This is a genomic window from Saccharothrix sp. NBAS 001, from assembly GCF_056640475.1.
This window is the reverse complement of the sequence record NZ_CM153251.1, coordinates 6384410-6410570: the sequence shown is the minus strand read 5'-3', so window position 1 is coordinate 6410570 and position 26161 is coordinate 6384410. Positions and strand designations below refer to the sequence as shown.

General features: G+C 72.3%; 24 protein-coding genes. 20 read left to right on the top strand and 4 right to left on the bottom strand.

The features are described 5' to 3' along the window. Positions 1-5: 5 nt before the first annotated feature. A complete protein-coding gene (locus tag AC0HI0_RS27450; RefSeq protein ID WP_480926385.1) occupies positions 6-971 on the bottom strand; it encodes a thiamine-phosphate kinase in 966 nt (321 codons plus the stop codon). A 97-nt stretch (positions 972-1068) separates the two neighbouring features. Between AC0HI0_RS27450 and AC0HI0_RS27445 the strand changes: the two genes are divergently transcribed. Together AC0HI0_RS27445 and AC0HI0_RS27440 are read left to right on the top strand one after the other, a co-directional pair. Beyond that, positions 1069-1302, top strand: a complete 234-nt coding sequence (locus AC0HI0_RS27445; protein ID WP_015104517.1) for an Lrp/AsnC family transcriptional regulator — start codon at positions 1069-1071, stop codon at positions 1300-1302. Positions 1303-1322: 20 nt separating this feature from the next. Continuing rightward, on the top strand, positions 1323-1901 hold the full coding sequence (locus AC0HI0_RS27440) for a DUF3515 domain-containing protein (protein WP_480926384.1): 579 nt from the start codon (positions 1323-1325) through the stop codon (positions 1899-1901). Positions 1902-2013: 112 nt separating this feature from the next. Here AC0HI0_RS27440 and rpmB read toward each other — a convergent pair whose 3' ends face one another. Beyond that, positions 2014-2205 carry a 50S ribosomal protein L28 gene (rpmB, locus tag AC0HI0_RS27435; RefSeq protein WP_360734839.1) on the bottom strand — a complete coding sequence of 64 codons (192 nt, stop codon included), beginning with the start codon at positions 2203-2205 and terminating at the stop codon, positions 2014-2016. Positions 2206-2351: 146 nt separating this feature from the next. Here rpmB and AC0HI0_RS27430 point away from each other — a divergent pair, with 146 nt between their 5' ends. The 4 genes from AC0HI0_RS27430 (at position 2352) to AC0HI0_RS27415 (ending at position 8368) form a co-directional block, all read left to right on the top strand. Continuing rightward, positions 2352-3956 (top strand): DAK2 domain-containing protein, encoded by a 1605-nt coding sequence (locus tag AC0HI0_RS27430; RefSeq protein WP_480926383.1) that lies wholly within the window; start codon positions 2352-2354, stop codon positions 3954-3956. A 14-nt stretch (positions 3957-3970) separates the two neighbouring features. Then, positions 3971-6832, top strand: a complete 2862-nt coding sequence (locus AC0HI0_RS27425) for a helicase-related protein (protein ID WP_480926382.1) — start codon at positions 3971-3973, stop codon at positions 6830-6832. Next, entirely contained in the window at positions 6833-7483 is a 651-nt protein-coding gene (locus tag AC0HI0_RS27420; RefSeq protein WP_480926381.1) for a hypothetical protein, read from the top strand. 66 nt (positions 7484-7549) lie between these two features. Further along, the gene (locus tag AC0HI0_RS27415) at positions 7550-8368 is read left to right on the top strand and encodes an SCO4651 family lipoprotein (RefSeq protein WP_480926380.1); all 819 of its coding nucleotides are present in this window, start codon (positions 7550-7552) and stop codon (positions 8366-8368) included. Between the two features lie 102 nt (positions 8369-8470). Here AC0HI0_RS27415 and AC0HI0_RS27410 read toward each other — a convergent pair whose 3' ends face one another. Next, a complete protein-coding gene (locus AC0HI0_RS27410) occupies positions 8471-9775 on the bottom strand; it encodes a hypothetical protein (protein WP_480926379.1) in 1305 nt (434 codons plus the stop codon). A gap of 971 nt (positions 9776-10746) precedes the next feature. Here AC0HI0_RS27410 and AC0HI0_RS27405 point away from each other — a divergent pair. The 13 genes from AC0HI0_RS27405 (at position 10747) to mutM (ending at position 24768) form a co-directional block, all read left to right on the top strand. Then, on the top strand, positions 10747-14124 hold the full coding sequence (locus AC0HI0_RS27405; protein ID WP_480926378.1) for a pyruvate carboxylase: 3378 nt from the start codon (positions 10747-10749) through the stop codon (positions 14122-14124). A 285-nt stretch (positions 14125-14409) separates the two neighbouring features. Continuing rightward, positions 14410-15495, top strand: coding sequence for an MBL fold metallo-hydrolase (locus AC0HI0_RS27400; protein ID WP_480926377.1), 1086 nt, complete (start codon positions 14410-14412; stop codon positions 15493-15495). Next, positions 15492-16184 carry an SDR family NAD(P)-dependent oxidoreductase gene (locus AC0HI0_RS27395; protein ID WP_480926376.1) on the top strand — a complete coding sequence of 231 codons (693 nt, stop codon included), beginning with the start codon at positions 15492-15494 and terminating at the stop codon, positions 16182-16184. Before AC0HI0_RS27400 ends, AC0HI0_RS27395 begins: the two co-directional genes overlap by 4 nt. A gap of 208 nt (positions 16185-16392) precedes the next feature. After that, a complete protein-coding gene (locus tag AC0HI0_RS27390; protein ID WP_480926375.1) occupies positions 16393-19302 on the top strand; it encodes an nSTAND1 domain-containing NTPase in 2910 nt (969 codons plus the stop codon). Between the two features lie 167 nt (positions 19303-19469). Then, entirely contained in the window at positions 19470-20036 is a 567-nt protein-coding gene (gene rsmD, locus AC0HI0_RS27385; protein ID WP_480926374.1) for a 16S rRNA (guanine(966)-N(2))-methyltransferase RsmD, read from the top strand. A 54-nt stretch (positions 20037-20090) separates the two neighbouring features. Further along, positions 20091-20573, top strand: a complete 483-nt coding sequence (gene coaD, locus AC0HI0_RS27380) for a pantetheine-phosphate adenylyltransferase (protein WP_480926373.1) — start codon at positions 20091-20093, stop codon at positions 20571-20573. A gap of 65 nt (positions 20574-20638) precedes the next feature. After that, the gene (locus AC0HI0_RS27375) at positions 20639-21076 is read left to right on the top strand and encodes a guanyl-specific ribonuclease (RefSeq protein WP_480926372.1); all 438 of its coding nucleotides are present in this window, start codon (positions 20639-20641) and stop codon (positions 21074-21076) included. A gap of 142 nt (positions 21077-21218) precedes the next feature. Next, positions 21219-21947, top strand: coding sequence for a DivIVA domain-containing protein (locus tag AC0HI0_RS27370; RefSeq protein WP_480926371.1), 729 nt, complete (start codon positions 21219-21221; stop codon positions 21945-21947). Positions 21948-22064: 117 nt separating this feature from the next. After that, positions 22065-22652, top strand: coding sequence for a YceD family protein (locus tag AC0HI0_RS27365; RefSeq protein WP_480926370.1), 588 nt, complete (start codon positions 22065-22067; stop codon positions 22650-22652). Between the two features lie 2 nt (positions 22653-22654). After that, positions 22655-22837, top strand: a complete 183-nt coding sequence (gene rpmF, locus AC0HI0_RS27360) for a 50S ribosomal protein L32 (protein ID WP_015104500.1) — start codon at positions 22655-22657, stop codon at positions 22835-22837. 30 nt (positions 22838-22867) lie between these two features. Then, on the top strand, positions 22868-23668 hold the full coding sequence (gene rnc / locus AC0HI0_RS27355) for a ribonuclease III (protein ID WP_480926369.1): 801 nt from the start codon (positions 22868-22870) through the stop codon (positions 23666-23668). A gap of 5 nt (positions 23669-23673) precedes the next feature. After that, complete coding sequence (locus tag AC0HI0_RS27350) at positions 23674-23895, top strand: hypothetical protein (RefSeq protein ID WP_480926368.1); 222 nt, start codon at positions 23674-23676, stop codon at positions 23893-23895. A 9-nt stretch (positions 23896-23904) separates the two neighbouring features. Beyond that, entirely contained in the window at positions 23905-24768 is an 864-nt protein-coding gene (gene mutM, locus AC0HI0_RS27345) for a bifunctional DNA-formamidopyrimidine glycosylase/DNA-(apurinic or apyrimidinic site) lyase (RefSeq protein ID WP_480926367.1), read from the top strand. A 19-nt stretch (positions 24769-24787) separates the two neighbouring features. Here the strand turns inward: mutM and AC0HI0_RS27340 are convergent, their stop codons facing one another. Then, the gene (locus AC0HI0_RS27340; protein ID WP_480926366.1) at positions 24788-25225 is read right to left on the bottom strand and encodes a MarR family winged helix-turn-helix transcriptional regulator; all 438 of its coding nucleotides are present in this window, start codon (positions 25223-25225) and stop codon (positions 24788-24790) included. A 256-nt stretch (positions 25226-25481) separates the two neighbouring features. Between AC0HI0_RS27340 and AC0HI0_RS27335 the strand changes: the two genes are divergently transcribed. After that, a complete protein-coding gene (locus tag AC0HI0_RS27335; protein WP_480926365.1) occupies positions 25482-26159 on the top strand; it encodes a response regulator in 678 nt (225 codons plus the stop codon). The last annotated feature ends 2 nt before the right edge of the window (positions 26160-26161 follow it).

The following is a 26161-nucleotide window of genomic DNA, read 5'->3' as shown; positions in this document are numbered from 1 at the left end:
GTTACCTAGCGCCAGTGCTCCCAGCCAGGGGGCTTCTCGTACCCGCGACCGTCCACGGTGACCCCGCCGCCGTGCCGGACCGTGCCGATCGTGCGCCACCCGTCGGGCACCGCGGCCGGCTCCGGGAAGGTCGCGGCCAGCGCGTGGTCCTCGCCGCCGGTCAGCACCCAGTGCCGCGCGTCGGCGCCGAGCGCGGACGCCACGTCCAGCAGTCGCGGGTGGACCTCCAGCAGCTCGGTCCGGATGTCGATGCCGATGCCCGATTCCTCCGCGATGTGCCCCAGGTCCGCCAGCAGCCCGTCGGACACGTCGATCATCGCCGTCGCCCCCGCCGCGGCAGCCTGCGGCCCGGCGGCGTAAGGGGGTTCGGGATTCCGCTGCGCCCCGACGACCGCCACCGGCGAGCGGAACCCGCGCCCCAGCACGGCCAGTCCGCCGGCCGCCCAGCCCAGCCGTCCGCACACCGCGACAACATCACCCACCTGGGCTCCCGACCGGGTGATGGGCTCGTAGCCGCCCAGGTCGCCCAGCGCCGTAACGGAGATCACCAGTGTCGCGGAGGACACCATGTCCCCGCCCACCACGCCCGCGCCCGCGACGGCGGCCTCCTGCCACAGCCCGGCGGTGATGCCCTCGACCACGGCGGACGGCGTGTCCGGCGGGCAGGCCAGACCGATCAGCAGGGCCGTGGGCAGGGCGCCCATGGCCGCCACGTCGGCCAGGTTCACGGCCGCCGCCTTGCGGCCCACCTGCTCGGGAGACGACCAGTCGAGTCTGAAGTGGACACCCTCCACGAGCACGTCGGTGGACACCACCACGCGCCCGTCCGGCGCGGCCACCACGGCCGCGTCGTCACCGGGCCCGAGCAGGGTGGTGGGCGGCTGCGTCCGACCTGCCGTCACCCGGCGGATGAGACCGAACTCACCCACTTCAGCGACCGTGTCCGCGTTTCGCGGCGGCTCCGGACGCAAGATTGCCTCCCGTTCTGAGCATTCGGAACCCCAACTGGGGTACGTTGCTGACCACGTTCCTACCCCGACCTAACCTGTCGCGACGAAGGGGCACGCCGTGGTGCACGCATACATCCTCATCCAGACCGAGGTCGGAAAGGCAGCCGCCGTCGCGGCCGAGATCTCCGGGATCCCCGGCGTGGCCACCGCGGAGGACGTCACCGGCCCGTACGACGTGATCGTCCGCGCCGAGGCCGACACCGTCGACCAGTTGGGGCAGCTCGTGGTGGCCCGCATCCAGAACGTCGAGGGCATCACCCGAACACTGACCTGCCCGGTGGTCCACCTGTAGGCCCGTGCTGTCATAGCCGGGTGGCACAGGAACCCGAACCCACGTCGCTACTGCCCCGACCGCTGCTCGCCGTGGCCATCGGCCTGCCGGCGCTCCTCGCGGCGGGCGTGGCGGCCGCCGGGCTGTTCCTCGGTGCGGGCGGCCAGGACGAGGCCGCGGACCCCACGTCGGACCGCTCCGGGCCGCTCGCCCTCGTACCGGTGCCCGCGCCCGCCGCCGAGTCGGCGGACTGCAAGGCGCTGCTGAGCAAGCTGCCGATGCAGCTGGTGTCCAACGGCGCCACGCTGTCGCGCCGCGACCTGGCGGCACCCGCCCCGGCCGGTGCGGTGGCGTGGGGCGACGCCAAGCACGAGCCGATCGTGCTGCGCTGCGGCCTCGACCGGCCCGCCGACCTCAAGCCGACCTCGGAGCTGCGCGGCATCTCCGACGTCCAGTGGCTGGTGCTGACCGAGGGCGGCAACGCCACCTGGTACGTCGTGGACCGCCCGGCGTACGTGGCGCTCACCGTGCCGTCCGACGCGGGCACAGGCCCGTTGCAGGACATCTCCACCACCATTCGCGACACGCTGCCCGCCGTTCCCGTGGACACCCGCGGCTGACCGCGCACGCACCCGCGCGCGGCACCGCAAAGCCTCCCCGAAACCCCGGAACGGCGGAAGGCCCCTGGAACGGGTTCCAGGGGCCTTCCGCAACGCTCAACCGAACGCGGTCTCAGCCGCGAACCACCTTGCCCGCCTTCAGGCACGAGGTGCAGACGTTCAGCCGCTGCCGCTGCGAAGGCGAGACCTTCGCGCGCACGGTCTGGATGTTCGGGTTCCACCGGCGATTGGTCTTCCGGTGGGAGTGCGAGACCGACTTGCCGAAGCCCGGCCCCTTGCCACAGACGTCGCACACGGCAGCCACGTCAGCCACTCCTTAAGGTTTGTCCTTCGGTACTCACGCCCCGGCGGGCGCGCAAGCGTGCACAAGCCTCAGCCGGGCATGGCAACTTCGTCAGGGTAGCCGGTCGGCTGCGACGCCACCAAACCGGGTCGAATACCCTCCCGGCCATGCAGGTACTCGATGCGGTCGCGGTGCGCCAGTGGGCGGACGCCTGTGTCCGCTCCCTGGACGCCAACCGCGACGACATCGACCGCATCAACGTCTTCCCGGTGCCCGACGGCGACACCGGCACCAACCTGTCGCAGACCATGCGATCCGCGCAGGACTCGCTGCTCAGGACCCCCGCGGACTCCGTCGGCCAGGCGCTCGCGGCCCTCGCCCGGGGTGCGCTGGCCGGTGCCCGGGGCAACTCCGGGGTGATCCTGTCCCAGGTCCTGCGCGGCCTGGCCGAGGCCGCGCAGGGTGCGTCCACGGCCGGCGGCCAGTCGATCCGCAACGCCCTGCGCCGCGCCGACGAACTCGCCACCGCCGCGGTCTCCCGACCCGTGCCCGGCACCGTGCTGACCGTCCTGCACGCCGCCGCCGAAGCGGCCCGCGACTGCCGCTCGGACGCCCTGGACGACGTGGTCACCGCCGCCGCGCGGGCCAGTGCCGAGGCGCTCGCCGACACCCCGCGCCAACTGGCCGTGCTGGCCCGCGCGGGCGTCGTGGACGCGGGCGGGCGCGGCCTGGTCGTGCTGCTGGACACCCTCGCGGCGGTGATCACCGGGCAGCCGCTGGAACCCCCGGCCCGGCCGAGCCCGGCGCGCACCGCCGAAGCCCTCACCACCGCCCGCGAGGCCGGGTCGTCGGAGTACCAGTACGAGGTCATGTACCTGCTGGACGGCTCGCCCGACGCGGACGCCCTCAAGCAGCGGCTCACCGCCCTGGGCGACTGCGTGTCGGTGGTCGGCGACGGCGCCGGGCTGTGGACCGTCCACGTGCACTGCAACGACATCGGCGCGGCCGTCGAAGCGGGCGTCGAGCAGGGCCGGCCGCACCGGATCACGGTCGCCCGGTTCGCCGACCAGTTCGCCGCCCAGGCCCCCCGGTTCGTCCGCGACCGGGCGGTGGTCGTGCTGGTCGAGGGCGACGGCGCGAAGGAGCTGTTCCGCTCCGAGGGCGCGGTGGTCGCCGAGCCCACCGGCGACCCGGCCGACCTGCTGGCCGTCGTGGTGAGCACCCGCGCCCGGCACGTCACCGTGCTGCCCGGCGACCCCGACCTGCGCGCGCCGCTGGACGTCGTGGTCGCGCAGGCCGCCGAGGCAGGCCAGGACGTGGTCGTGGTGCCGACCTCCTCGCCGGTGCAGGCGCTGGCCGCGCTGGCCGTGCACGACGCGGCCCGGCGGCCCGGCGACGACGTGGTGGCGATGGCCGAGGCCGCCGCCGCGACCCGGCGCGGCGAGGTGAAGGTCTCCGAGCGCGAGGCGATCACCTGGATCGGCCGCTGCCGCCCCGGCGACCTGCTCGGGATGCTCGACGGCGAGGTGGTGGCGATCGAGCCCGCCCCGGCCGGTCCCGGGCCCGCCGACGTCGGCCCGCTGGCCCGGCTCCTGGTGGGTCGGATGCTGGCGGGCGGCGGCGAACTGGTCACCGTGATGCTCGGCGAGAACGCGCCGGAAGGGCTGGCCCAGGTGCTGGAGGAGTACCTGCGCATCGCCCATCCGGAGGTTGATCTGGCGGCGTATCAAGGCGGACAGCCCGGCGCCGTCCTCATTGTCGGTGTGGAGTAGTTGAATAGGCCGGGATGACGACCTTCGACGAAAAGCTGGTGTCGGTGCTCGGCAAGAAGAGCGCCGACGCGCTGGAGAGCGGTCTCGGGCTCACCACGGTCGGCGAACTGCTGCGGCACTACCCGCGCCGGTACGACGAACGCGGCAAGCTGACCGAGATCAAGGGCCTCGAACTGGGCGAGCACGCCACCGTGCAGGCCCGGGTCAAGAGCGCCCGGCAGCGCCGGATGAAGAGCCGCAGCGGGGAACTGCTGGAGGCGGTGATCACGGACGGCTCGTCCGACCTGCACCTGGTGTTCTTCGGGCGCGGGTCGCGCACCGTCGAGCGGGAGCTGCTGCCCGGCCGCGAGGCGATGTTCGCGGGCAAGGTCGGCATGTTCAACGGCAAGCTCCAGCTCGCCCACCCCGACTACCAGGTGCTCGACGCCCAGGACGACGAGAGCGCCGCCAAGTTCGCCGGCGCGTTCATCCCGGTCTACCCGGCGGCGCAGGGCATCCAGTCGTGGAACGTGTCCAACTGCGTCGAACAAGTGCTCGCGCTGTGGGACGGCGTCGCCGAGGACCCGCTGCCCGCCGAGCTGCGCGCGGAACGCGGCCTGGTGCCGCTGGAGAAGGCGCTGCGCGACATCCACCGGCCCGACGGCTGGGCCGCGATCACCGTGGCGCAGCAGCGGCTCAAGTGGGATGAGGCGATGGCCGTGCAGCTCGCCCTGGCCCAGCGCCGCCGCTCCGCCACGGCGCGCCCCGCGCCCGCGTGCCCGCCCAGACCCGGCCTGGTCGCCGACGCCTTCGACGCCCGGCTGCCGTTCGAACTCACCGCCGGCCAGCGCGAGGTGGGCGAGCGGATCTCCGCCGACCTGTCCGCCGAGCAGCCGATGAACCGGCTCCTGCAAGGCGAGGTCGGCTCCGGCAAGGCCCAGCCGCTGGACGCCCTCGTGCTCACCCCCGACGGTTTCGTGGCGATGGGCGACCTGCAGGTCGGTGACCAGGTGATCACCCAGGACGGCACGCCCACCGAGGTGACCGGGGTGTTCCCGCAGGGCGAGCGCGAGGTGTTCCGGGTGGTGCTCTCGGACGGCAAGTCCGTCGAGTGCGACCTGGAGCACCTGTGGGCCACCCACGACGGCGAGGTGTGGACCCTGCGCGAGATCCGCGACGACCTGCTGCGCAACGAGGGCACGTCCCGCTGGCGGCTGCCGATGGTCGTCGCGCCGGACGTCGACTGCGTCGAACTCGCCCCGGTCAAGGAGCGGCACGAGCTGCTGCAGGGGCTGCTCAGCACGGGCGGCGCGTGCGACGGGGTGGACGTGGTGTTCCGCACCGAGTCGGAGAACCTCGCCGAGTACGTCAGCGAGCTGGCCGAGTCGCTGGGCGGCACCGGCGTCGTGGGCTACGGCTACGAGCAGCACCAGGTGGTCGTGCGGCTGCCCGAGGAGTTCCCGCCGTTCCGCGACGCGCTGGACCGCACCGCGCCGCCCGTCCGGTACATCGAGCGGGTCGAGTTCGTCGGCGTGCGGCCGGTGCAGTGCATCTCCGTCGACCACCCGTCCCGGCTGTACGTGACCGACCACTTCGTCGTCACCCACAACACGATGGTCGCCCTGCGGGCCATGCTCCAGGTCGTGGACGCGGGCCGGCAGGCCGCCATGCTCGCACCCACCGAGGTGCTCGCCGCCCAGCACGCCCGGTCGCTGCGCGACCTGCTCGGCGACCTCGGCCAGGCGGGCGAGCTGGGCGGGGCCGAGCACGCCACCCGGGTCACCCTGCTCACCGGCTCGATGCCGACCGCGCAGCGCAAGCGGGCCCTGCTGGAGATCGTCACCGGCGAGGCCGGCGTGGTCGTCGGGACGCACGCCCTGATCCAGGACAAGGTCGAGTTCCACGACCTCGGCCTGGTCGTGGTGGACGAGCAGCACCGGTTCGGCGTCGAGCAGCGCGCGGCCCTCAGCGGCCGCGCGGGCGGGTCGACACCGCACGTGCTGGTGATGACCGCGACCCCGATCCCGCGCACCGTCGCGATGACCGTCTACGGCGACCTGGAAGTCTCCGCGCTGCGCGAACTGCCGCAGGGCCGCTCGCCGATCAGCACGTCCGTGGTGCCGATGGCGGAGAAGCCCGCGTGGCTGGACCGGGCGTGGCAGCGCATCCGCGAAGAGGTCGGCAACGGCCACCAGGTGTACGTCGTCTGCCCGCGCATCGGCGACGGCGAATCCGAAGACCCGTCCGGCGACGAGCCGCCGAAGGACGACACGTCCGACCGCAGGCCGCCGCTGGCCGTCGTGGACGTGGCGCAGCGCCTGGCCGAGGGCCCGCTCAAGGGACTGCGGGTCGACATCCTGCACGGCCGGATGCCACCGGACGACAAGGACGCGGTGATGCGGGCGTTCGCCGGCAACGAGGTCCAGGTCCTGGTCGCGACGACGGTGGTCGAGGTCGGCGTGAACGTGCCGAACGCCACGGTCATGGTGATCATGGACGCGGACCGCTTCGGCGTCAGCCAGCTGCACCAGCTGCGCGGCCGGGTCGGCCGGGGCAGCGCCTCCGGCCTGTGCCTGCTGGTCACCGAGATGCCCGAGGGCACCGCGACGATGGCCCGGCTGCGCGCCGTGGAATCGACCCTGGACGGGTTCGAACTGGCCCAGCTCGACCTCGAACTGCGCCGCGAGGGCGACATCCTCGGCGCAGCCCAGTCCGGCACCCGGTCGGGCCTGAAGATGTTGTCGCTGCTGCGCGACGAGGACGTGATCGCCGAAGCCCGGGTCGTCGCGACCCAGGTCGTGGACGCCGACCCGGAGCTGGCCGCACACCCGGGCCTGGCGTCGCTGGTGGCCGGCCTGCTCAACGAGGAACGGGCGGAATACCTGGAGAAGGCATAGATGCGCGCCCTGTCGCCGACCCGCAGCCGTGCCCCCGAACTGGCGAGGGCGAGGGAGGAAGCACGCGACCTGCGCGCGGCCCGCCCCGACGTCCGCGACAAGGTGGTGCGGTCGCTGCTGCCCACCTGGCTGGCCAAGCAGTACCTGTCGTCGCTCAAGCGCGCGGGCGCGGTCATGCTCGCCGGCGCGCTCGCGTCCTACGCCGCCAACCTCGCCGCCCCCTGGTACTACCACGCCGTCGACGTGCTGCTGCTGGTCCTGGGCCTGGCGACGTTGTGGGGCGTCCTCGTCCAGATCCGCACCCGCCGGGTCGAGGCGACCAGGCTGCGCGAACACGGCCCCGACGAGTACGACACCCTGGAGGACGCGGGCGTGCGCGTCACCACCAGGCCGTGGTGGCGCAACCTGCTGGGCCGGCTGTTCGACCTGGCGGTCCTGATCCTGCCGGTGCTGGTGGCCGTGCGGGCGTGGTCGGACGGCGACTGGCTGGGCGGCATCGCCGCCGTGGTCGCCGCCGGCTGCGTGGTGGCCGGCTCGGTGTACTACCTGCTGGCCGCCCGCGAGATGGGCCGCTGGCGCCAGGACTTCCTCATCCAGGAGCGCCTGACCTTGCCCCCGGTCCGCGAAGACTGGCAGATCCTGCTCGGCTGACCCACCCGCCCCACCGCCGGGCTGACCGCCGGACGCGCCGAACGGCTGGAGTATCGTCGCCGTACTGTGCGCCGCCTGCTGCTCGCCCTGACCTCGACCGCGTTGGTCCTGTCCGCGCTGGTCGCCTGCGCGCCCGGCGAGAGCGCGACACCGCCGCCGAGTTCACCGCCCAAGGGCGACCTGGCGGTCCTGGCCGAACGCCTCGACCAGCGCCGGGCCGAACTCAAGACCGCCCGCTTCCACACCGAGGGCTTCGCCTCGGACGGCGGTGCCACCGAGGTCCGCAACACCGTCGACGGAACCCTGCGCCAAGACCCGGAGGGCATCACCGGCTCGATGGCCATGCAGATGTCCACCGGCGGCCAGACCCGCAAGATGGACATGGTCATGACCCGCGACGGCCTCTACGTGCACGTGGACGGCGCACCGATGCCCGAAGGCAAGAAGTGGGGCTTCTACACCCGCCAGAACGGCGGCGAGGTCGACGCCCTGCTGCGCGGCTTCGGCCCGGGAGCGACGGTCGGCGCGGAACTCGACTACGTCCAGCCCCGCGCCGCCCTGATCGTCAACCGGGCCGCCGAGCAACTCGACGGCACCCCGACCACCCGCTACGAACTCGTGGTCGACCCGCTGAAGATGGCGAAGGTCATCGAGGACCCGGACATCCAGCTCCAGCACACCCAACTGGCCGAGTACGGCGTCACCATCCGCGCCGTGGCGTGGGTGGACGACTCCGGCGCACCCCAGAAGGCGGAGTACCGCTTCGAGCTGAACGGCAAGGTCGTCAAGCAGTCGACCACCCGCTTCACCGAGTGGGGCAAGCCGTTCGACTTCCCCACCCCGTCACCGGCCGAGGTAGTCCCGGCCGACCAGCTCCCCAAGTAGCCGAGCCCGGAGAGCCGAGCCCGAGGCAGCCACGACCCCCGCCGGAGCGACGGCCGGGCGGTTGTCGCCCGGCCGTCGTCGTCGGATCGGGCGTCGTTCTGGTCAGTTGTTGCGGGGGAGCGGGAGCTGGGTGGTCGGCTGGTCGTCGGCCACGTCGGACCCGGCCCCGGAACGGTCCTCCGACCTGCCGTCACGGCGGGCGTCCGACTCGTCGTCGGCGTCGTTCTCGGCGTCCAGCGGCAGCAACGTCGAGACCGCCCTGGTCACCGCGTCCTGAGCGGCGGCGAACTGCTCGGACAGCGCCTTGTGCACGGTGTGCAGCTCGGTCAGCTTCTGGTCGGCGGCCGTGATGCGGCGGTCGGCGTGCGAGTCGGCGTCGGTGATCGTCTTCTCGGCCTTGGCCGCAGCCTCGCCGACCGTCTGTTCGGCACGCGCGTTGGCGTCCGCCACGGTCTTCTCGGCCTGGGCGTTCGCCTCGGTGACGGTCTTCTGGGCGGTGGCGTCGGCCTCGGCGAGCGTCTTCTCGGAGTAGGCGTCGGCGTCGGCGATCGTCTTGTCCGCCTTGGCCGTGGCGTCCGCGACGGTCTGCCCGGCCTTGGCGTCGGCCTCGGCCGTGGTCTTCTCCGCGTAGCTGTTCGCGTCCGCGACGGCCTTCTCCGACTTGGCCAGCGCCTCGGACTCCAGCTCGGCGATCTGCTTGGCCGACTCGGCGCGCAGCGCGCCGACCTCGGTCCCCGCCACCTCCAGCAGCCGGGCGGCCTCGGCCTTGGCCTCGACGACGTGCCCTTCGTGCTCCTTGCGGAGCGTCGTGCGCAGGTCGTCGTACTCCTTGTCCAGGTCGTCGTGGTAGCCCTTGTACTTGGCGTCCAGCTCGACCCGGCGCTCGTCCAGCGCGGTGCTCTTGGCCTCGAACTCGGCCGACACCCGGTCGTGGTCGGCCCGCGTCTCGGCGAGCAGCGCCTCGTGCTCGGCGGTCAGCTTGGTCCGGAGTTCCTCGTGCGAGCGCTCCAGCTCGGTCCGGCGGTCCTGGTACTGCTTCTCCAGGTCGCCCGCCCGCTTCTGGTAACCCGCCTCCAGCTGCTTGCGGCGCTCTTCGAGGTCGCCCATGGCCCGCTGGTGCGCCGCGCGGCCCTCGGCGGCGAACCGCTCGGCTTCCGCACGGGTCGCGTTGGCCTGGTCGACCGCGCCCTTGCGGATGTCGGCGATCTCCTCCTCGGCCAACGTCATCATCACGCGCACCCGTTCGGTGACGTTCGACGCGCTGACCGGGCTGGACGCGAGGTTCCCGAGCTGGGCCTTGACCTTGTCGAGTTCGGCACGGGTGGTGTTGAGGAGCTTGCTCAGCTCTGCGACCTGGGCTGCCGCGGCGTCGCGTGATCTGTTGGAGTTCTTCAGGTCGAACTGCAACCGTGTGACGCGCTCGTTGACCTGTTTCTGGTTGTACCCGCGCAGAACAACGTCGAAGTGGGTACGGGCAGCAGGCTGCCCTGTCTCTTCAGCCCCGGCCATATGCCCAACCCTACCGAGAAGTCGACACGGTCTGTCACCCGATACAGCGAACGCAGTGTAACGACACGGTGATTGTCCGCTCAGGGCCACGAGACGGCCACTCGATGATGAGGAGTCCTCGGACCTGGGCTCTTGCGCTCGCGGGGCACCCGTCACCGTCGACCGGTCGGTCGCCACGCCCGGTCGCCTCCGGTCACCCGTCGGCCGCCGTTCGGCCATCCGTGCAGTGACCGAGCTGACGGTTGCCGGCGGTGATCAGTGGGAACCAGTGAGGCGGGAACCGGTGATCCGGACGGCCGCGCGGTGCGGACCGCCGGGTCGGCGGTCGTCGAGTCGGGAGGTGGGTGCCGTGGTCGGCGTGCGGGGTGGTGCGCCGCGCCTCCGGTCGGTACGCCCTGACCGGTCGGAGGCGCGACGGCGCGCCCACTTGCCGTGGGGTTCGGGCGCCTGGCCCGATGGGTGGCTCAGTCGGTGGAGATCGGGCCTCGGGGCGTTCGAGGACGACTCCGCCGCGCCGGCGCTCACTGTCATGCACATCTCCTCTCGGTCGGTTCGGGTGGTGCTCGGCAGTGGGTCGTGCCCGTCAATTGTCGAACAGGAGTTCGAGCGCCGGCAAGATCACTTTCGGGTGAACGGGGTGCGGGCTCCCGACTGCCCGCCGCCGCGAGTGTGAGCCCGCCGTCAGGGGGCTGCGCCGAGCCGGTGCGCAAGGGACAATCCACGGGCCCGCCCCCTGGTCGGACCGCCCTTGACCGGGTGAGTGAACGATCACGATGACGTCCGTCACGTGAGATGGAACTCCCGAGGGGCGGGACGCGCACGGTAACGTGCCTTGATTGACCGCCGAGTGACCTGGGAGGGAACGCCGAATGTTCCGCAAGGTTCTTGTCGCCAACCGCGGCGAGATCGCGATCCGGGCTTTTCGCGCTGCCTACGAGCTGGGCGCCGGCACGGTTGCCGTCTTCCCCCACGAAGACCGCAACTCACTGCACCGGCTGAAGGCCGACGAGTCCTACGAGATCGGCGAGCCCGGCCACCCCGTGCGCGCTTACCTGTCCGTGGACGAGATCATCAAGGCGGCCCGCAAGGCCGGCGCGGACGCGGTCTACCCCGGCTACGGATTCCTGTCGGAGAACCCCGAGCTGGCCAAGGCGTGCGCCGACGCCGGGATCACGTTCGTCGGCCCGCCCTCGGACGTGCTGGAGCTGACCGGCAACAAGGCGCGCGCCATCGCCGCCGCCCGCGAGGCGGGTCTGCCGGTGCTGCGGTCCAGCGCGCCGTCGAGCGACATCGAAGCCCTGCTCGACGCCTCCAAGGACATCGACTTCCCGGTGTTCGTGAAGGCCGTCGCGGGTGGTGGCGGTCGCGGTATGCGCAAGGTGGACGAGCCCGCCGGCCTCCGCGAGGCGCTCGAAGCGGCCTCCCGCGAGGCCGAGTCGGCGTTCGGCGACCCGACCGTGTTCCTGGAACAGGCCGTGGTGGAGCCGCGCCACATCGAGGTGCAGATCCTCGCCGACGGCGAGGGCAACGTGATGCACCTGTTCGAGCGCGACTGCTCGGTCCAGCGCCGGCACCAGAAGGTCATCGAGATCGCGCCCGCCCCGAACCTCGACCCGGCGCTGCGGGACCGGATGTGCGCCGACGCGGTGAAGTTCGCGCGGCACATCGGCTACCGCAACGCGGGCACCGTCGAGTTCCTGCTCGACCCGCACGGCAAGTACGTCTTCATCGAGATGAACCCCCGCATCCAGGTGGAGCACACGGTCACCGAAGAGGTCACCGACGTCGACCTGGTGCAGTCGCAGATGCGCATCGCGTCCGGCGAGTCCCTGGACGACCTGGGCCTGAGCCAGGACACCGTGCACCTGCGCGGCGCGGCCCTCCAGTGCCGCATCACCACCGAGGACCCGGCCAACGGCTTCCGCCCGGACACCGGGATGATCAGCGCCTACCGCTCGCCGGGCGGCTCGGGCATCCGGCTGGACGGCGGCACGACCGGCGCGGGCACCGCGATCGGCGCGCACTTCGACTCCATGCTGGTCAAGCTGACCTGTCGCGGGCGCACGTTCGCCGCCGCCGTGGCACGGGCCCGCCGCGCGGTCGCGGAGTTCCGCATCCGGGGCGTCTCCACGAACATCCCGTTCCTCCAGGCGGTGCTGGACGACGAGGACTTCTACGAGGGCCGCGTCACCACGTCGTTCATCGAGAAGCGTCCGCACCTGCTGACCGCACGGCACTCCGCCGACCGCGGCACGCGGATGCTGACCTACCTCGCGGACGTCACGGTGAACCTGCCCAACGGCGCGCGTCCGGCCGCCGTGGACCCCAAGGACAAGCTGCCGCAGACCGACCTGTCGGTCGAGCCGCCCGCGGGTTCCAAGCAGAAGCTCACCGAGCTGGGGCCGGAGGGCTTCGCGCGCTGGCTGCGCGAGTCCAAGACGCTCGCGGTCACCGACACCACGTTCCGCGACGCGCACCAGTCGCTGTTGGCCACCCGAGTACGCACCAAGGACCTGCTCGCCGTAGCGCCGTACGTCGCGCGCCTTACGCCGCAGCTGCTGTCCCTTGAGGCGTGGGGTGGCGCGACCTACGACGTGGCGTTGCGGTTCCTCGCCGAAGACCCGTGGGAGCGTCTCGCCGCGCTGCGCGAGGCCGTCCCCAACATCACCCTCCAGATGCTGCTGCGCGGCCGCAACACGGTGGGCTACACGCCGTATCCGGAGGCCGTGACCACCGCGTTCGTCGAAGAGGCGACCAAGACCGGCATCGACATCTTCCGCATCTTCGACGCGCTCAACGACGTGGAGCAGATGCGTCCGGCGATCGAAGCCGTGCGGGAGACCGGGACGGCCGTCGCCGAGGTGGCGCTGTGCTACACGGCGGACCTGTCCAACCCGGACGAGCGCCTGTACACGCTCGACTACTACCTGAAGCTGGCGGAGCAGATCGTCGGTGCGGGTGCGCACGTGCTGGCCGTGAAGGACATGGCGGGCCTGCTGCGCCCGCCGGCCGCCGCACGGCTGGTGACGGCGTTGCGCAAGGAGTTCGACCTCCCCGTGCACCTGCACACGCACGACACGGCGGGTGGCCAGTTGGCGACGTACCTGGCGGCCATCCAGGCCGGTGTGGACGCCGTGGACGGCGCTGCGGCGTCGATGGCGGGCACCACGTCGCAGCCGCCGCTGTCGGCGATCGTCGCCGCCACGGACTACACGGAGCACGAGACCGGTCTCGACCTCCAGGCGGTGTGCGACATCGAGCCGTACTGGGAGGCCGTGCGCAAGGTGTACGCGCCGTTCGAGTCGGGCATCCCCGGCCCGACCGGCCGGGTGTACAACCACGAGATCCCCGGCGGCCAGCTGTCGAACCTGCGCACCCAGGCGGTGGCGCTCGGCCTCGGCCAGAAGTTCGAGGAGATCGAGGCCATGTACGCCGCGGCCGACCGGATGCTGGGCCGGTTGGTGAAGGTGACGCCGTCGTCCAAGGTCGTCGGCGACCTGGCGCTGCACCTGGTGGGCGCGGGCGTGTCGCCGAAGGACTTCGAGGCGGAGCCGAACAAGTTCGACATCCCGGCGTCGGTGGTCGGGTTCCTGTCCGGTGAGCTGGGCGACCCGCCCGGTGGCTGGCCGGAGCCGTTCCGCAGCAAGGCGTTGCAGGGCCGGGCCGCGCCGAAGGGCGTGGCGGACCTGACCGACGAGGACCGCGAGGGGCTGGAGACGTCCCGCCGCGCGACGCTGAACCGCCTGCTGTTCCCCGCGCCGACGAAGGAGTTCCTGGCGCACCGGGACGCGTACGGCGACACCAGCGTGCTGCGCAGCAAGGACTTCTTCTACGGCCTGCGTCCGGGCGAGGAGTACTCGGTCGACCTTGAGCCCGGCGTGCGCCTGCTGATCGGCTTGGAGGCGATCGGCGAGGCCGACGAGCGCGGCATGCGCACCGTCATGGCGACGCTCAACGGCCAGCTCCGCCCGATCCAGGTGCGCGACCGCTCGATCGCGGCCGAGATCCCGGTGGCGGAGAAGGCGGACCGGTCGAACCCCGGCCACGTGGCCGCTCCGTTCGCGGGCGTCGTCACGCCGAACGTGGCGGAGGACGAGGAGGTCGACGCCGGTCAGACGGTGGCCACCATCGAGGCGATGAAGATGGAGGCCGCGATCACCGCGCCGAAGGCCGGTCGGGTCAAGCGCCTCGCCGTGCGGGGCGTGCAGCAGGTGGAAGGCGGCGACCTGCTGATCGTGCTCGAATAGCGTTTCCCGTCGCACGGGCCGGGCATCCCACGGTGGGTGTCCGGCCCGTGGCATGTCCCGGGGTATTCCACGCGGCGCGGGCACGCGGTGGCGTGCCGGGGTGCCTGAACAGTCCGACGTGGACGGTCCGTGTGGCCGGTTCGGGCGGCTCCGGTGAGGATGGCGGGGACGATCCGCAGGGCCGGCCGACGGCTCCGCGGGTCGCCGTCCCGGGCAGACGTCACTCGACCAGTTGTTCTCCCCGACCACGGGAACCCAGGGGTCGGGACGGCCGTTGGAGGTGCCATGAACAAGGTCACCGCAGCGCTGCTGGGAGTGGCGGCGGGAGCGGTCGCGTGGGCGTTGCGCGACGTGCCCGCCGCGCTCGGCGGCACACCGCGCGGGGAACGCGTCGAGCGCTCCCCGCAGTTCCGCGACGGCAGGTTCCACAACGCCGCGTCCACCCGCACCCTGCCGCCGGGCAGCGCGGGGGGCATGGCCAAGGAGCTGCTGTTCGGCGGCCAGCAGCGGCACCCGGCCGGCCGGGTCCCGCTGGTGCCCGCCGGTCCGGTCCGCTCCGCCGAGGGCCTGCACATCACCTGGTACGGGCACGCCTCCACGCTGGTCGAGGTCGACGGCGCGCGGATCCTGCTCGACCCGGTGTGGAGCGAGCGCTGCTCGCCGTCGCAGGCGGTCGGCCCGAAGCGGCTGCACCCGGTGCCGCACGCGCTGGCCGAGGTCGGCCGGGTGGACGCGGTGGTGATCTCGCACGACCACTACGACCACCTCGACCTGCCGACCGTGCGGGAGCTGACCCGCACCGGCGACGCGGTCTTCGTGGTGCCGCTGGGCATCGGCGCGCACCTGCGCCGGTGGAGGGTGCCCGAGGAGCGGATCGTCGAGCTGGACTGGGACGAGTCGCACGAGGTGGCGGGCGTCCGCCTGGTCGCCTCGCCGGCACAGCACTTCTCCGGGCGCGGCCTGCGCCGCGACACCACGCTGTGGGCGTCGTGGGCGATCGTCGGCCCCGAGCACCGCGTGTACTACAGCGGCGACACGGGCTACTTCGACGGCTACCGGAAGGTCGGCGAGAAGTACGGGCCGTTCGACGCCTCGCTGATCCAGATCGGCGCGTACGGGCCGGACTGGCCGGACATCCACATGACCCCCGAGGAGGGCGTGGCGGCGCACCGCGACGTCCGGGGCGGGCTGCTGATCCCGGTGCACTGGGCGACGTTCAACCTGGCGTTCCACGACTGGGCGGAACCGGTCGACCGGGTGTGGCGGGAAGCGAAGGCGTGGGAAATCCCGTTGGCCGTGCCGAGGCCGGGCGAGAGGATCGACGTGGCGGATCCCCCGGCGGTCGACGGATGGTGGCAGGCGCTCGCATGAGGACAGCGGTGGTGACCGGTGGCGGCACCGGGATCGGCAAGGCGATCGCGGCCGAGTTGGTGGGCCGGGGCCTGGAGGTGGTGATCACCGGGCGGCGCGCGGAGGTGCTGGCGGCGGCCGCCGCCGAGGTCGGCGCGCGGGCGGTGGCCTTCGACGCGGCCGACCCGGGAGCGGTGCGGGCGGCGCTGGCCGAGCTGCCGTCCACAGTGGACGTGCTGGTCAACAACGCCGGCGGCGTGGTCGGCGGCGGCGACCTGCGGGCTCAGTGGCTGGCGGACTACGAGGCGAACGTGGTGACCGCCGTCCTGGTGACGACGGCGCTGGAGCCGAGGTTCGCCGACCAGGCCCGGGTGGTGACGATCGGCTCGATCGCGGGGCGGCGCGGCGGCGGGAGCTACGGCGCGGCCAAGGCGGCGGTGGAGGCGTGGACGGCGGAGCTGGCGTTCGCGTTGGGCGGGCGCGGGATCACGGCGAACGTGGTGTCGCCGGGGTACGTGGAGGACACCGAGTTCTTCGGCGACCGGATGACGCCGCAACGCCGCGAGACCCTGGTCTCCCAGACCGCGAACGGCCGGCCGGGCACACCGGCGGACGTGGCCGCCGCGGTCGGGTTCCTGACCTCGCCGGAAGCGGGTCACATCACCGGTCAGGTGATCGCGGTGAACGGCGGTGCCGCCTTGGGTCGTTGATCTCGTGAACCGCCGTTCGAGCCGCCGGTGGGTGGCCGGTGGTGCTCGCGGTGGTCCGGCGGCAAGCCGGTCGACCGGTGATCCCACCGGTCGGTGCGGCCGGTCGGCGAGCACTGGTCCGAACGAGTAATCCGGGTGGCGACCCGGACAGCGGGCGCGACCGTCGGAGCACAATCCGGGGCACCACATCCGGAGGGGGTCGACGGCTGTGCCACGAGGAGAGAGCCCGCTGGAGCCCGACGGGTCGGCGTTGACCGATTTCGCCCTGGGCCTGCGTCGATTGCGCACGCGCGCCGGAATGCCGAGCTACCGGCAACTCGCCCGGTGGGCGCTCTACTCGCCGACCACGCTGTCCGACGCGGCCGGCGGCAAGAGGCTGCCCAGCCTGGCGGTCACGACCGCGTTCGTGAAGGCGTGCGGGGGCGACGAGGGCGCGTGGGAACGGCGCTGGCGCGAGTTGAGCACCGAGCTGGCCGGCACGCCCACGCCGAGCGACGCGGGCACCGCGCCCTACCCCGGGCTGGCCCCCTACGAGGCCGATGACGCGGAGTGGTTCCACGGCCGAAGCGCGCTGGTCGGGGAGTTGACGGCCAAGGTCGCCGAACGTCGGCTCACCGCCGTTTTCGGGGCGTCCGGCGCGGGCAAGTCGTCGCTGTTGCGCGCGGGGCTGGTGCCCCGGCTGACCGCGAACGGCACGTGGATCGCGCTGTTCACGCCCGGCGCGGACCCGTTCGGCGAGTGCGCGGCGCACCTGGCGCGGTGGCTGGGCACGACGGCCGGCGTGGTCCGCGCGGAGTTGGCGGCCGATCCGGGCAACCTGCGCAGGCTGGTCTGCCAGGCACTGGTGGGGGAGCCACCGGACCGCCAGGTCGTGTTCGTGGTCGACCAGTTCGAGGAGCTGTTCACGTTGTGCGCCGACCCGGCGGCCCGGTCGGCGTTCATCTCCGCGCTGGTCCGGGTCTCGCGCGCGGAGAACGGGCGTTGCCGGGTCGTGCTCGGCGTGCGCGCCGACTTCCGCAGCCGGTGCCTGGGTGACGTCGAACTCGCCTCGGTCCTCGACGGCGGGCAGCTCGACATCGGGCCGATGACCGTCGAGCAGCTGCGGTGCGCGATCGTGGAACCGGCGAAGCGCGCGGGCTGCGTGGTGGAGGGCGCGCTCGTCGCGGCGCTGGTCGCCGAGGTCCACGGCCGGATCGGCGTCCTGCCGCTGCTGTCGCACGCGCTGCGCGAGACGTGGCTGAGGCGCAAGGGCAACACGCTGACGCTCGCCGGTTTCCAGCGCACCGGCGGCATCGACGGCGCGTTGGCCAACTCCGCCGAGTCGGTCTACGCCGCGCTCGACGAACCCCGGCGCGAGGTGGCGAAGGACCTGTTGCTGCGCCTGGTGGCGTCGGGCGACGAGGGCGAGGACACCCGGCGGCGGGTGGACCGCGCCGAGCTGGACGCCGGCGGGGACGTGGACGCCGTCCTGGGCGAACTCGCCGCCGCACGGCTCGTGGTGCTGTCCGGCGACCGGGCCGAGATCACCCACGAGGCGTTGATCGACGCGTGGCCCCGGCTGCGCGACTGGCTGGCCGAAGACCGCGACGGGCGGCGCGCCCACCGCAGGCTCACCGACGCCGTGACGCTGTGGCGGTACCACGAGCGCGACCCCGACATGCTGCTGCGCGGCGCGCTGCTGGCGCAGACGTCGGCGTGGGCTCGGGCCGGCGGCAAGCTCAACCGGGTCGAGCGGGAGTTCCTCGACGCCGGCCTCTCCGCCGACCTGAGCGAGCGGACCAGGCGTCGCCGGCACGTCCGACTCGTCCGGGCGCTCGCGGCGCTCGTCGTCGTGTTCGCGGTGTTCGCCACGTTGACCGCCATCTACGCCACGAACACCCAGCGCGCCGCGACCCGGCAGCACACCGCCGCGCTCGCCGAGGACGCCGTGGAGACCGCCGCGCGGCTGTCCGACACCGACCCGGCGCTGGCCGCCCGGCTGCTGCTCGCCGCCTACCGCCTGGACCCGTCCGAGAAGACGGCGAACGCGCTGGTGAGCGCATCGGGCCTGGTGAGCGGGATCGGCATCGCGGACGCGGCGGGCTCCCTCGTGGCGACCGCCGGGCACGGGCGGCTCGCCGCCGTGTCGCGGCGGGCGGCGGACGTCACCATCCTGGTCGCGCTGACCGGGGACAGCGCGACGCCGGTCGGGTCGATCCCGGGCGGGCAGGCCGATCCCGTCTTCAGCGCGGACGCCCGGATCGTCGCCACCCAGGACCGCGACGGGATCCGGCTGTGGGACATCGGCAACCCCGCCCGGCCGGTCGAACTGGGCGGCATCCCCGGCCGGCAGCGCGCGGTCCGGTTCAGCCCGGACAACAGGCTGCTGGTCACCGTCGACGCGGCACCGGTGACCAGGGGCGGCGAGACGCTCGGGGCACCGGTCCGGGCGGGGCGGCTGTGGGACGTCCACGACCCCCGCGAGCCGCGCCGGCTCGGCGCGCTGGGCGGGGCGAACACGCTGTTCGAGTTCAGCGGTGACGGGCGGCTGCTCGTCACGCTCGACGTGGACCGGGACGCCGGCGTGCCCTACGACCAGGACCTGGAGATCTGGGACGTCGCGACGCCGGGCGCGCCCCGGGTGGTCGGCCGGGTGGACAGCGGGGCGGTCGGCTCGATCAGCGCGGTGGCGTTCGTCGGGTACCGGGGGCTGGTCGTGGGGGACATGGAGGGCGGCGTGTCGTTCTGGAACCTGGCCACGCCGGAGGACCCGCGCCTCGTGGTCGTCACCTCCGTGCACCGGGGCGCGGTGAACGTCGTGGCGGTGAGCCCGGACCAGCGGTTGGTAGTGACCGCCGGGTCGACCGGGGACCTGGTCCAGTGGACGTTCCCGAAGCCCCAGGAACTGCGTCGCAAGACCGACCCGGTGTGGGTCGGGTCCGGCTTCACCGGTCTGCGCTTCGCCCCGGACGGGCGCAGCGTGCTCGCGCTCAAGGTCACGTCGATCGTCAGCGCGGTCCGCTGGAACCTCGAACCGGAGCAGGCCGCGGCAGCGGCCTGCGGGTCGCTGTCGGCGGGCTTGACCCAGGCCGAGTGGAGCACCTACTTCCCCGACGTGCCCTACCGGGACCTCTGCTAGCGACCGGGCGGGCCGTCCGGCTGGCTGCGGCAGGCGGCCGGGGTTCGGGGCGCCGAACCCTCCGCCCGACGCCTCGGGTACCTCGGCGCGGCCGGGCGCCGAGGCGCTCGGGGTGCGGTGCGTGGGTGTTGCCGGAGGTGGGCGGGGTGGCCTGCGACCATGGGCGGGTGACCAGGATCGTCGCGGGCGTCGCCGGTGGGCGTCGGCTGCAAGTGCCGCCGAAGGGCACCCGTCCCACCTCGGACCGGGTGCGGGAGGCGTTGTTCAGCTCGCTCCAGGCCCTGATCGACCTCGACGGGGCGCGGGTGCTCGACCTGTACGCCGGGTCCGGTGCGCTCGGGTTCGAGGCGTTGTCCCGGGGGGCCTCGTCGGCGGTGTTCGTGGAGTCCGACAAGCGGGCCGCCGACGTGCTCAAGGCCAACGCCAGGGCGCTCGGGCTGCCGGGGGCGACCGTCGTCAACCGGACCGCCGAGGCCGCTGTCGCCGGCCAGGCCGACGGGCCGTGCGACGTGGTCTTCGCCGATCCGCCGTACGCGGTGACCGACGAGCAGCTCGGGTCGGTCCTCGACGGGCTGGTCCGGCACGGGTGGTTCGCCGCCGGTTCCTTGATCATCGTGGAGCGGGCCGCGCGCAGTCCTGAACCGATCTGGCCTCGTGAGCTGGAATCGTTGCGCAGCAAGCGTTACGGAGACACGGCGTTGTACTGGGCGGAGTACGTTGACGCCCATGGGTGATGCCGACCACGCACCGGAGTGGACGCGTCCGATCGGGTGCTACCGTCCGAAACCATGACGCGTGCCGTGTGCCCCGGCTCCTACGACCCGGTCACCAACGGACACCTGGACATCATCGGCAGAGCGGCGAAGCTCTTCGACGAGGTCGTCGTCGCCGTGCTCATCAACAAGAACAAGAAGACCTTGTTCTCCGTCGAGGAGCGCACCGAGATGCTGCGCGAGGTCACCGCGCAGTGGCCGAACGTGCGCGTCGACTCCTGGCACGGCCTGCTGGTCGACTACTGCCGCGAGAACGACATCCAGGCCATCGTGAAGGGTCTGCGCGCGGTCAGCGACTACGACTACGAACTCCAGATGGCGCAGATGAACCACCAGCTCACCGGGGTCGAGACGCTGTTCATGCCGACCAACCCGGTCTACAGCTTCCTGGCCAGCTCGCTGGTCAAGGACGTGGCGACCTACGGCGGCGACGTGTCGACGCTGCTGCCGCCGTCCATCCTGGCCCGGCTCACCCAGCGGCTCGCCGAACGCCGCTGAGCGGTCACGGTGGGTTCACCCCATCGTGGTCGTTTCCTCACTCGACGTGATTAGCGTTCGAGGGCATGAGCGAGATCACATCACGCGGCGCCAAGGCGCTGCTCTCCCTGCTGCTGGTTCTCGTCGGCACCCTCACCCCCGTCGTCCCGGCCGGCGCCGCCCCGGCGTCCTCGGGGCTGTCCGCGCTCCAGGCGGCGTGCGGTGACACCTCCGGCTTCCGCAAGGTGGCCCTGTCCGGGCTGCCCTCCCAGGCCACCGACACCGTCCGGCTGATCCAGCGCGGCGGGCCCTACCCGTACCCGCAGGACGACCAGACCTTCCAGAACCGGGAGCGGGTCCTCCCGGCGTGCGCCACCGGCTACTACCGCGAGTACACCGTCAAGACGCCCGGCAGCTCCACGCGCGGCGCGCGGCGGATCGTGACCGGGAACGCCTCGCCGAAGCTCTACTTCTACACCGCCGACCACTACGCGAGCTTCGTGCTGGTGGACGTCTCCCGCTGAGCCGGCGGGCCGCCGCGCGGGCGGCCCTCCGCGCCGGTGTCACCCGGCGGAGCGGGGACACGCCCTGCCGATCTACCCGCGGCCGGGTGATCGGCAGGGCACACTGGGACGGGTACCGCTGTGTGGGCGTGGGGAGTGTGCCGTGTACCGGGTGTTCGAGGCCCTCGACGAGCTGGTCACGATCGTCGAGGAAGCGCGTGGCGTGCCGATGACCTCCGGGTGCGTCGTGCCGCGCGGTGACGTGCTCGAACTCCTCGACGACGTGCGCGACGCGATCCCGGCGGAGCTGGACGACGCCCAGGACGTGCTCGACCACCGCGACGAGCTGGTCGGCAAGGCCCAGCACGAGCTGGAGGCGAGCACCAGCAAGGCCCGGTCGGACGCCGAGCGGATGGTGGCCGAGGCGCAGCACGAGGCCGAGCGGATGCTGTCCGAGGCCCGGTCGCGGGCCGAGCGGATGGTGGCCGAGGCGCAGGACCAGGCCGAGCGGACGATCTCCGCGGGCCGCCAGGAGTACGAGGACCTGGTGGGTCGCGCGCACGCCGAGGCCGACCGGATGGTGCAGGCCGGCCGCGCCAACTACGAGCGGGCGATCGAGGAGGGGCGCGCCGAGCAGGCCCGGCTGGTCGACCAGACCGAGGTCGCGCAGGCGGCGCACGCCGAGTCCGCCCGGGTGCTCGACGCCGCGCAGTCCGAGGCGATCCGGCTGCGCAGCGAGTGCGACGCCTACGTGGACGGCAAGCTCGCCGACTTCGAGGACCTGCTGGCGCACACCCTCCGCTCGGTCGGCAAGGGCCGCTCGCACCTGCGCGGTCCGGGGGTGGCCGGTGCCGCCGCGCCGTTCGACTACCACGAGACCGCCCGTTCCTGACCGCCTCGACACCCGACCGGACCAGGCCGGACCTGCCGATTTCACGTCAGCGCCGGTTGTCCCGTACCCTTGACCGGCTGGCCGTGGTAAGTCACCCGTCGGCAAACACCAAACATCATGTCTGAACACCGTCACGCGTCCACGCGTTCCACAGCCACCGGGCCCTGGGTCATCGACACCAGGGACCTCGGTCGTCGCGCGGGCTCCAGCCGCGCCTACAAGCGCACGGTGCCGGCGGAGGGCCTCGGCCTGCTCGGCGTGATCGCGGTGCCCGCGGGTGGTGTCGTCGAACTCGATCTCCTGCTGGAGTCGGTGGTCGAAGGCGTGCTGGTGACCGGCACGGCCGCGACGGTGGTCGAAGGGGAGTGCTCGCGCTGCCTGGAACCGCTGTCGGCCGAGGTCGAGGTGGAACTGACCGAGTTGTACGCCTACCCGGACAGCGCCACCGACGAGACCACCGAGGAAGGCGAGGTCAGTCGGTTGCACGACGACCTGGTCGACCTCGAACCGGTGGTGCGGGACGCTCTCGTCCTCGCGCTGCCGCAGGTGCCGCTGTGCTCGCCGGACTGCCTCGGGCTGTGCGTCGACTGCGGTGGCAGGCTGGCCGATCTCGGCCCCGATCACGGGCATGAGACGATTGACCCCCGGTGGGCCGCCCTTCAGGAGCGGTTCGACGGGAATCGTGACAATCCAGAGGAGAACTAGTCGTGGCCGTCCCGAAGCGGAAGATGTCGCGCTCGAACACGCGCTCGCGCCGCGCTCAGTGGAAGACCGCTGCCGTGCACCTGGTGGCCTGCTCGAACCGGGCCTGCCGCCAGCCGAAGCCGCAGCACGTCGCCTGCCCGGCTTGTGGCCAGTACGACGGCCGCCAGGTCGTCCAGCCGGCCTGATCCTCATCAAGGCGAAGGTAGCGTCGCACTGTGGGGGGTAGGTCGTCGCGCGGTCGGTCCGCCGACCGCGCCCCGTTGCTCCAGGCGCTCGGCGTCCCGTTGGACGCCGAGCTGCTGACGCTTTCCCTGACACACCGGTCGTACGCGTACGAGAACGGTGGGCTCCCGCCGAACGAGCGGCTGGAGTTCCTCGGTGACGCCGTGCTCGGCTTGGTGGTCACCGATCACCTGTACCGCACCCACCCGGATCTGCCCGAGGGGCAGCTGGCGAAGCTCCGTGCCAGTGTGGTGAACATGCACGCGCTGGCGGGTGTGGCCAGGGGTCTGGGCGAGGACGGTCTGGGCGGGCATCTGCTGCTCGGTCGCGGCGAGGAGCTGACCGGCGGCAGGGACAAGGCGAGCATCCTCGCGGACGGCTTGGAAGCCGTCATCGGCGCGGTGTACCTCCAGTTCGGCATCGACACCGCGCGTCAACTCGTCCACCGCCTCTTCGATCCGCTGTTGGTGGAAGCGCCGTTGCGCGGCGCGGGGCTGGACTGGAAGACCAGTTTGCAGGAGTTGACCGCATCGGCGGGGCTGGGCGTGCCCGAGTACCGGGTGGACGACCAGGGGCCCGACCACCGCAAGGAGTTCACCGCAACGGTGCTCGTCGGTGGCCAGTCCCACGGCGCCGGCGATGGCCGCACCAAGAAGGAAGCCGAGCAGAAGGCGGCCGCGGCCGCCTACCGGGTGCTGTCGGAACGGGTGCGCGCGGAGCAGGAAGCCGCGTCCGGGAACGGACACGCACCGGAATCGGCACCACCGCAGACTTCACCCACCGAGGAAGACTGACGCCGATGTATGCCACGAACGTCCGGACCAACCGGCGCGTGCGCGACCACCACCGCCACTCACGACCGTTGAACGCCTCCCGCAGCGGTGGGATCCAGGGCCTCGTCCTGGTCCGCGACACCACCCAGGCGGGCGGCTGGATGCTCAAGCCGACCAAGCCGCAGGCCGCCGCGTACGAACTCCTGGAGGAGTTGGAAGCCGCCGCGGAGACCGAGAACGAGGACTGATCCCGTCACGTGCCCGAGCTGCCTGAGGTAGAGGTCGTCCGCCGAGGTCTGCACGAGCACGTCGCCGGTCGGACCGTCGCTGCGGTCGAAGTGCTGCACGCCCGTGCGATCCGCCGCCACCTTCCCGGTGCGGCGGATTTCGCGTCCCGGTTGGCCGGTCGGACCATGGTCGGGGCGCGGCGGCGCGGCAAGTACCTGTGGGTGGACCTGTCCGACGGGGACGCCATGCTCGCCCACCTAGGGATGAGCGGCCAGATGCTGGTGCAGCCCCTGGACGCGCCGGACGAGAAGCACCTGCGGGTCCGCGTGCGGTTCGCCGACGACGGCCCGGAACTGCGGTTCGTGGACCAGCGCACGTTCGGCGGGCTGGCGCTGGCCGAGATCGTCGTGGTCGACGGCACGCCGCTGCCGGAGCCGGTGGCGCACATCGCGCGCGACCCGATGGACCCCGCGTTCGACCCGACCGCCGCGGTCGCCGCGCTGCGCAGGCGGCGCACGGACGTCAAGCGCGCGCTGCTGGACCAGACGCTGGTGTCCGGCGTGGGCAACATCTACGCGGACGAGGCGCTGTGGCGCAGCCGCCTGCACGGCCTGCGGCCCACCGAGAAGCTCACCCGCGCGAAGACCGCCGAACTGCTCGCCCACGCCACGGACGTGATGCGCGAGGCGTTGGGCGAGGGCGGTACGTCGTTCGACGCGCTTTACGTCAACGTGAACGGCCAATCCGGCTACTTCGACCGTTCCCTGAACGTCTACGGGCAGGAGAACCGACCGTGCGCGCGGTGCGGAACGGCGATCGTGCGGGAGCCGTTCATGAACCGCTCGTCGTACTCCTGCCCGCGTTGCCAGCCGAAGCCGCGCGGCACGACCTGACGGGCCCGCGCCGGAGCGGTCAGCGCGATTTGGGCTCGGCGAGCCGGCGCAGCAGCGGGGTGGCCGACCGGAGGTGATCGCGCTCCTCTTCGGACAGTCGCGAGATCCGCTCGGACAGCAACTCCGCTTCGCCGTGCGCCAGCGACAGGATGGTCTCCCGCCCCGCGCCGGTCAGCTCCACGATCGTGGCGCGGCCGTCCGCCGGATCCGCTTCGCGGCGCACCAGCCCGCCGGATTCCAGCCCGGTCACCACGGTGGTCGCCGTCGGCTGGGAGCACAGCGCGCGCACCGCGATCTCGCCGATGCGCATGGGTCCCTGCGCGGCGAGTTCGGCGAGCACGAGCAGCTGCGTGGGCTGCAACCGCCGCACGGGCGCGGACTGGCGCAGGCTCCTGATCAGCCGATGTACGGCGACCACGAGCTGTAACGCATCCTGGTTGGTCACACTGGTGGTCATCGAGGACCTCCTCGTGGCTCACCGACCGTGAGCAAGTGTCCGAATTCGGACAGGACATTCGCACTATCGGTGTACCGCTGTCCAGCGAACTGATTCATTCGCACCCGGATGTACTCACTGTTTCCGCACCGGTGCGGTCACCAACGCGTTAGAACGGCATAAAAGCCGAGGTCGCGGGCATCAAGACGCCATCAGAAAGGCGGTAAACCCGAGTAGTAGACGGCACTGCGGACTGTGCAGCACGTAGTGTCGCACCGTGACGAAGGTGCTCGTGGTCGACGACGAACCGCAGATTGTGCGTGCGCTGCGGATCAACCTGTCCGCGCGGGGCTACTCGGTGCTCACCGCCCACGACGGCACCGCCGCGCTCAAAGCCGCCGCGGAGGGCAAACCCGACGTCGTCGTGCTCGACCTCGGGTTGCCCGACGTCGACGGCACGGAGGTGATCGCGGGCCTGCGCGGCTGGACGTCCGTGCCGATCATCGTGCTGTCCGCGCGCACCGACTCGACGGACAAGGTCGAGGCGCTGGACGCCGGCGCGGACGACTACGTGACCAAGCCGTTCGGCATGGACGAGCTGCTCGCGCGGCTGCGCGCCGCCGTGCGCCGGTCGGCGGTCGCCGAGGGCGAGGACGCGGTGGTCGAGACGTCGTCGTTCACCGTCGACCTGGCCGCGAAGAAGGTGCTCCGGGAGGGCGAGGAGGTCCACCTCACGCCCACCGAGTGGGGCCTGCTGGAGATCCTGGCCCGCAACCGGGGCCGGCTGGTCGCGCAGAAGCAGCTGCTCCAGGAGGTGTGGGGGCCGCAGTACGCGAAGGAGACCCACTACCTGCGGGTGTACCTGGCGCAGTTGCGGCGCAAGCTGGAGCCCGAACCGGCCCACCCCCGGCACCTGGTGACGGAACCGGGGATGGGGTACCGGTTCGAGCTGTGACG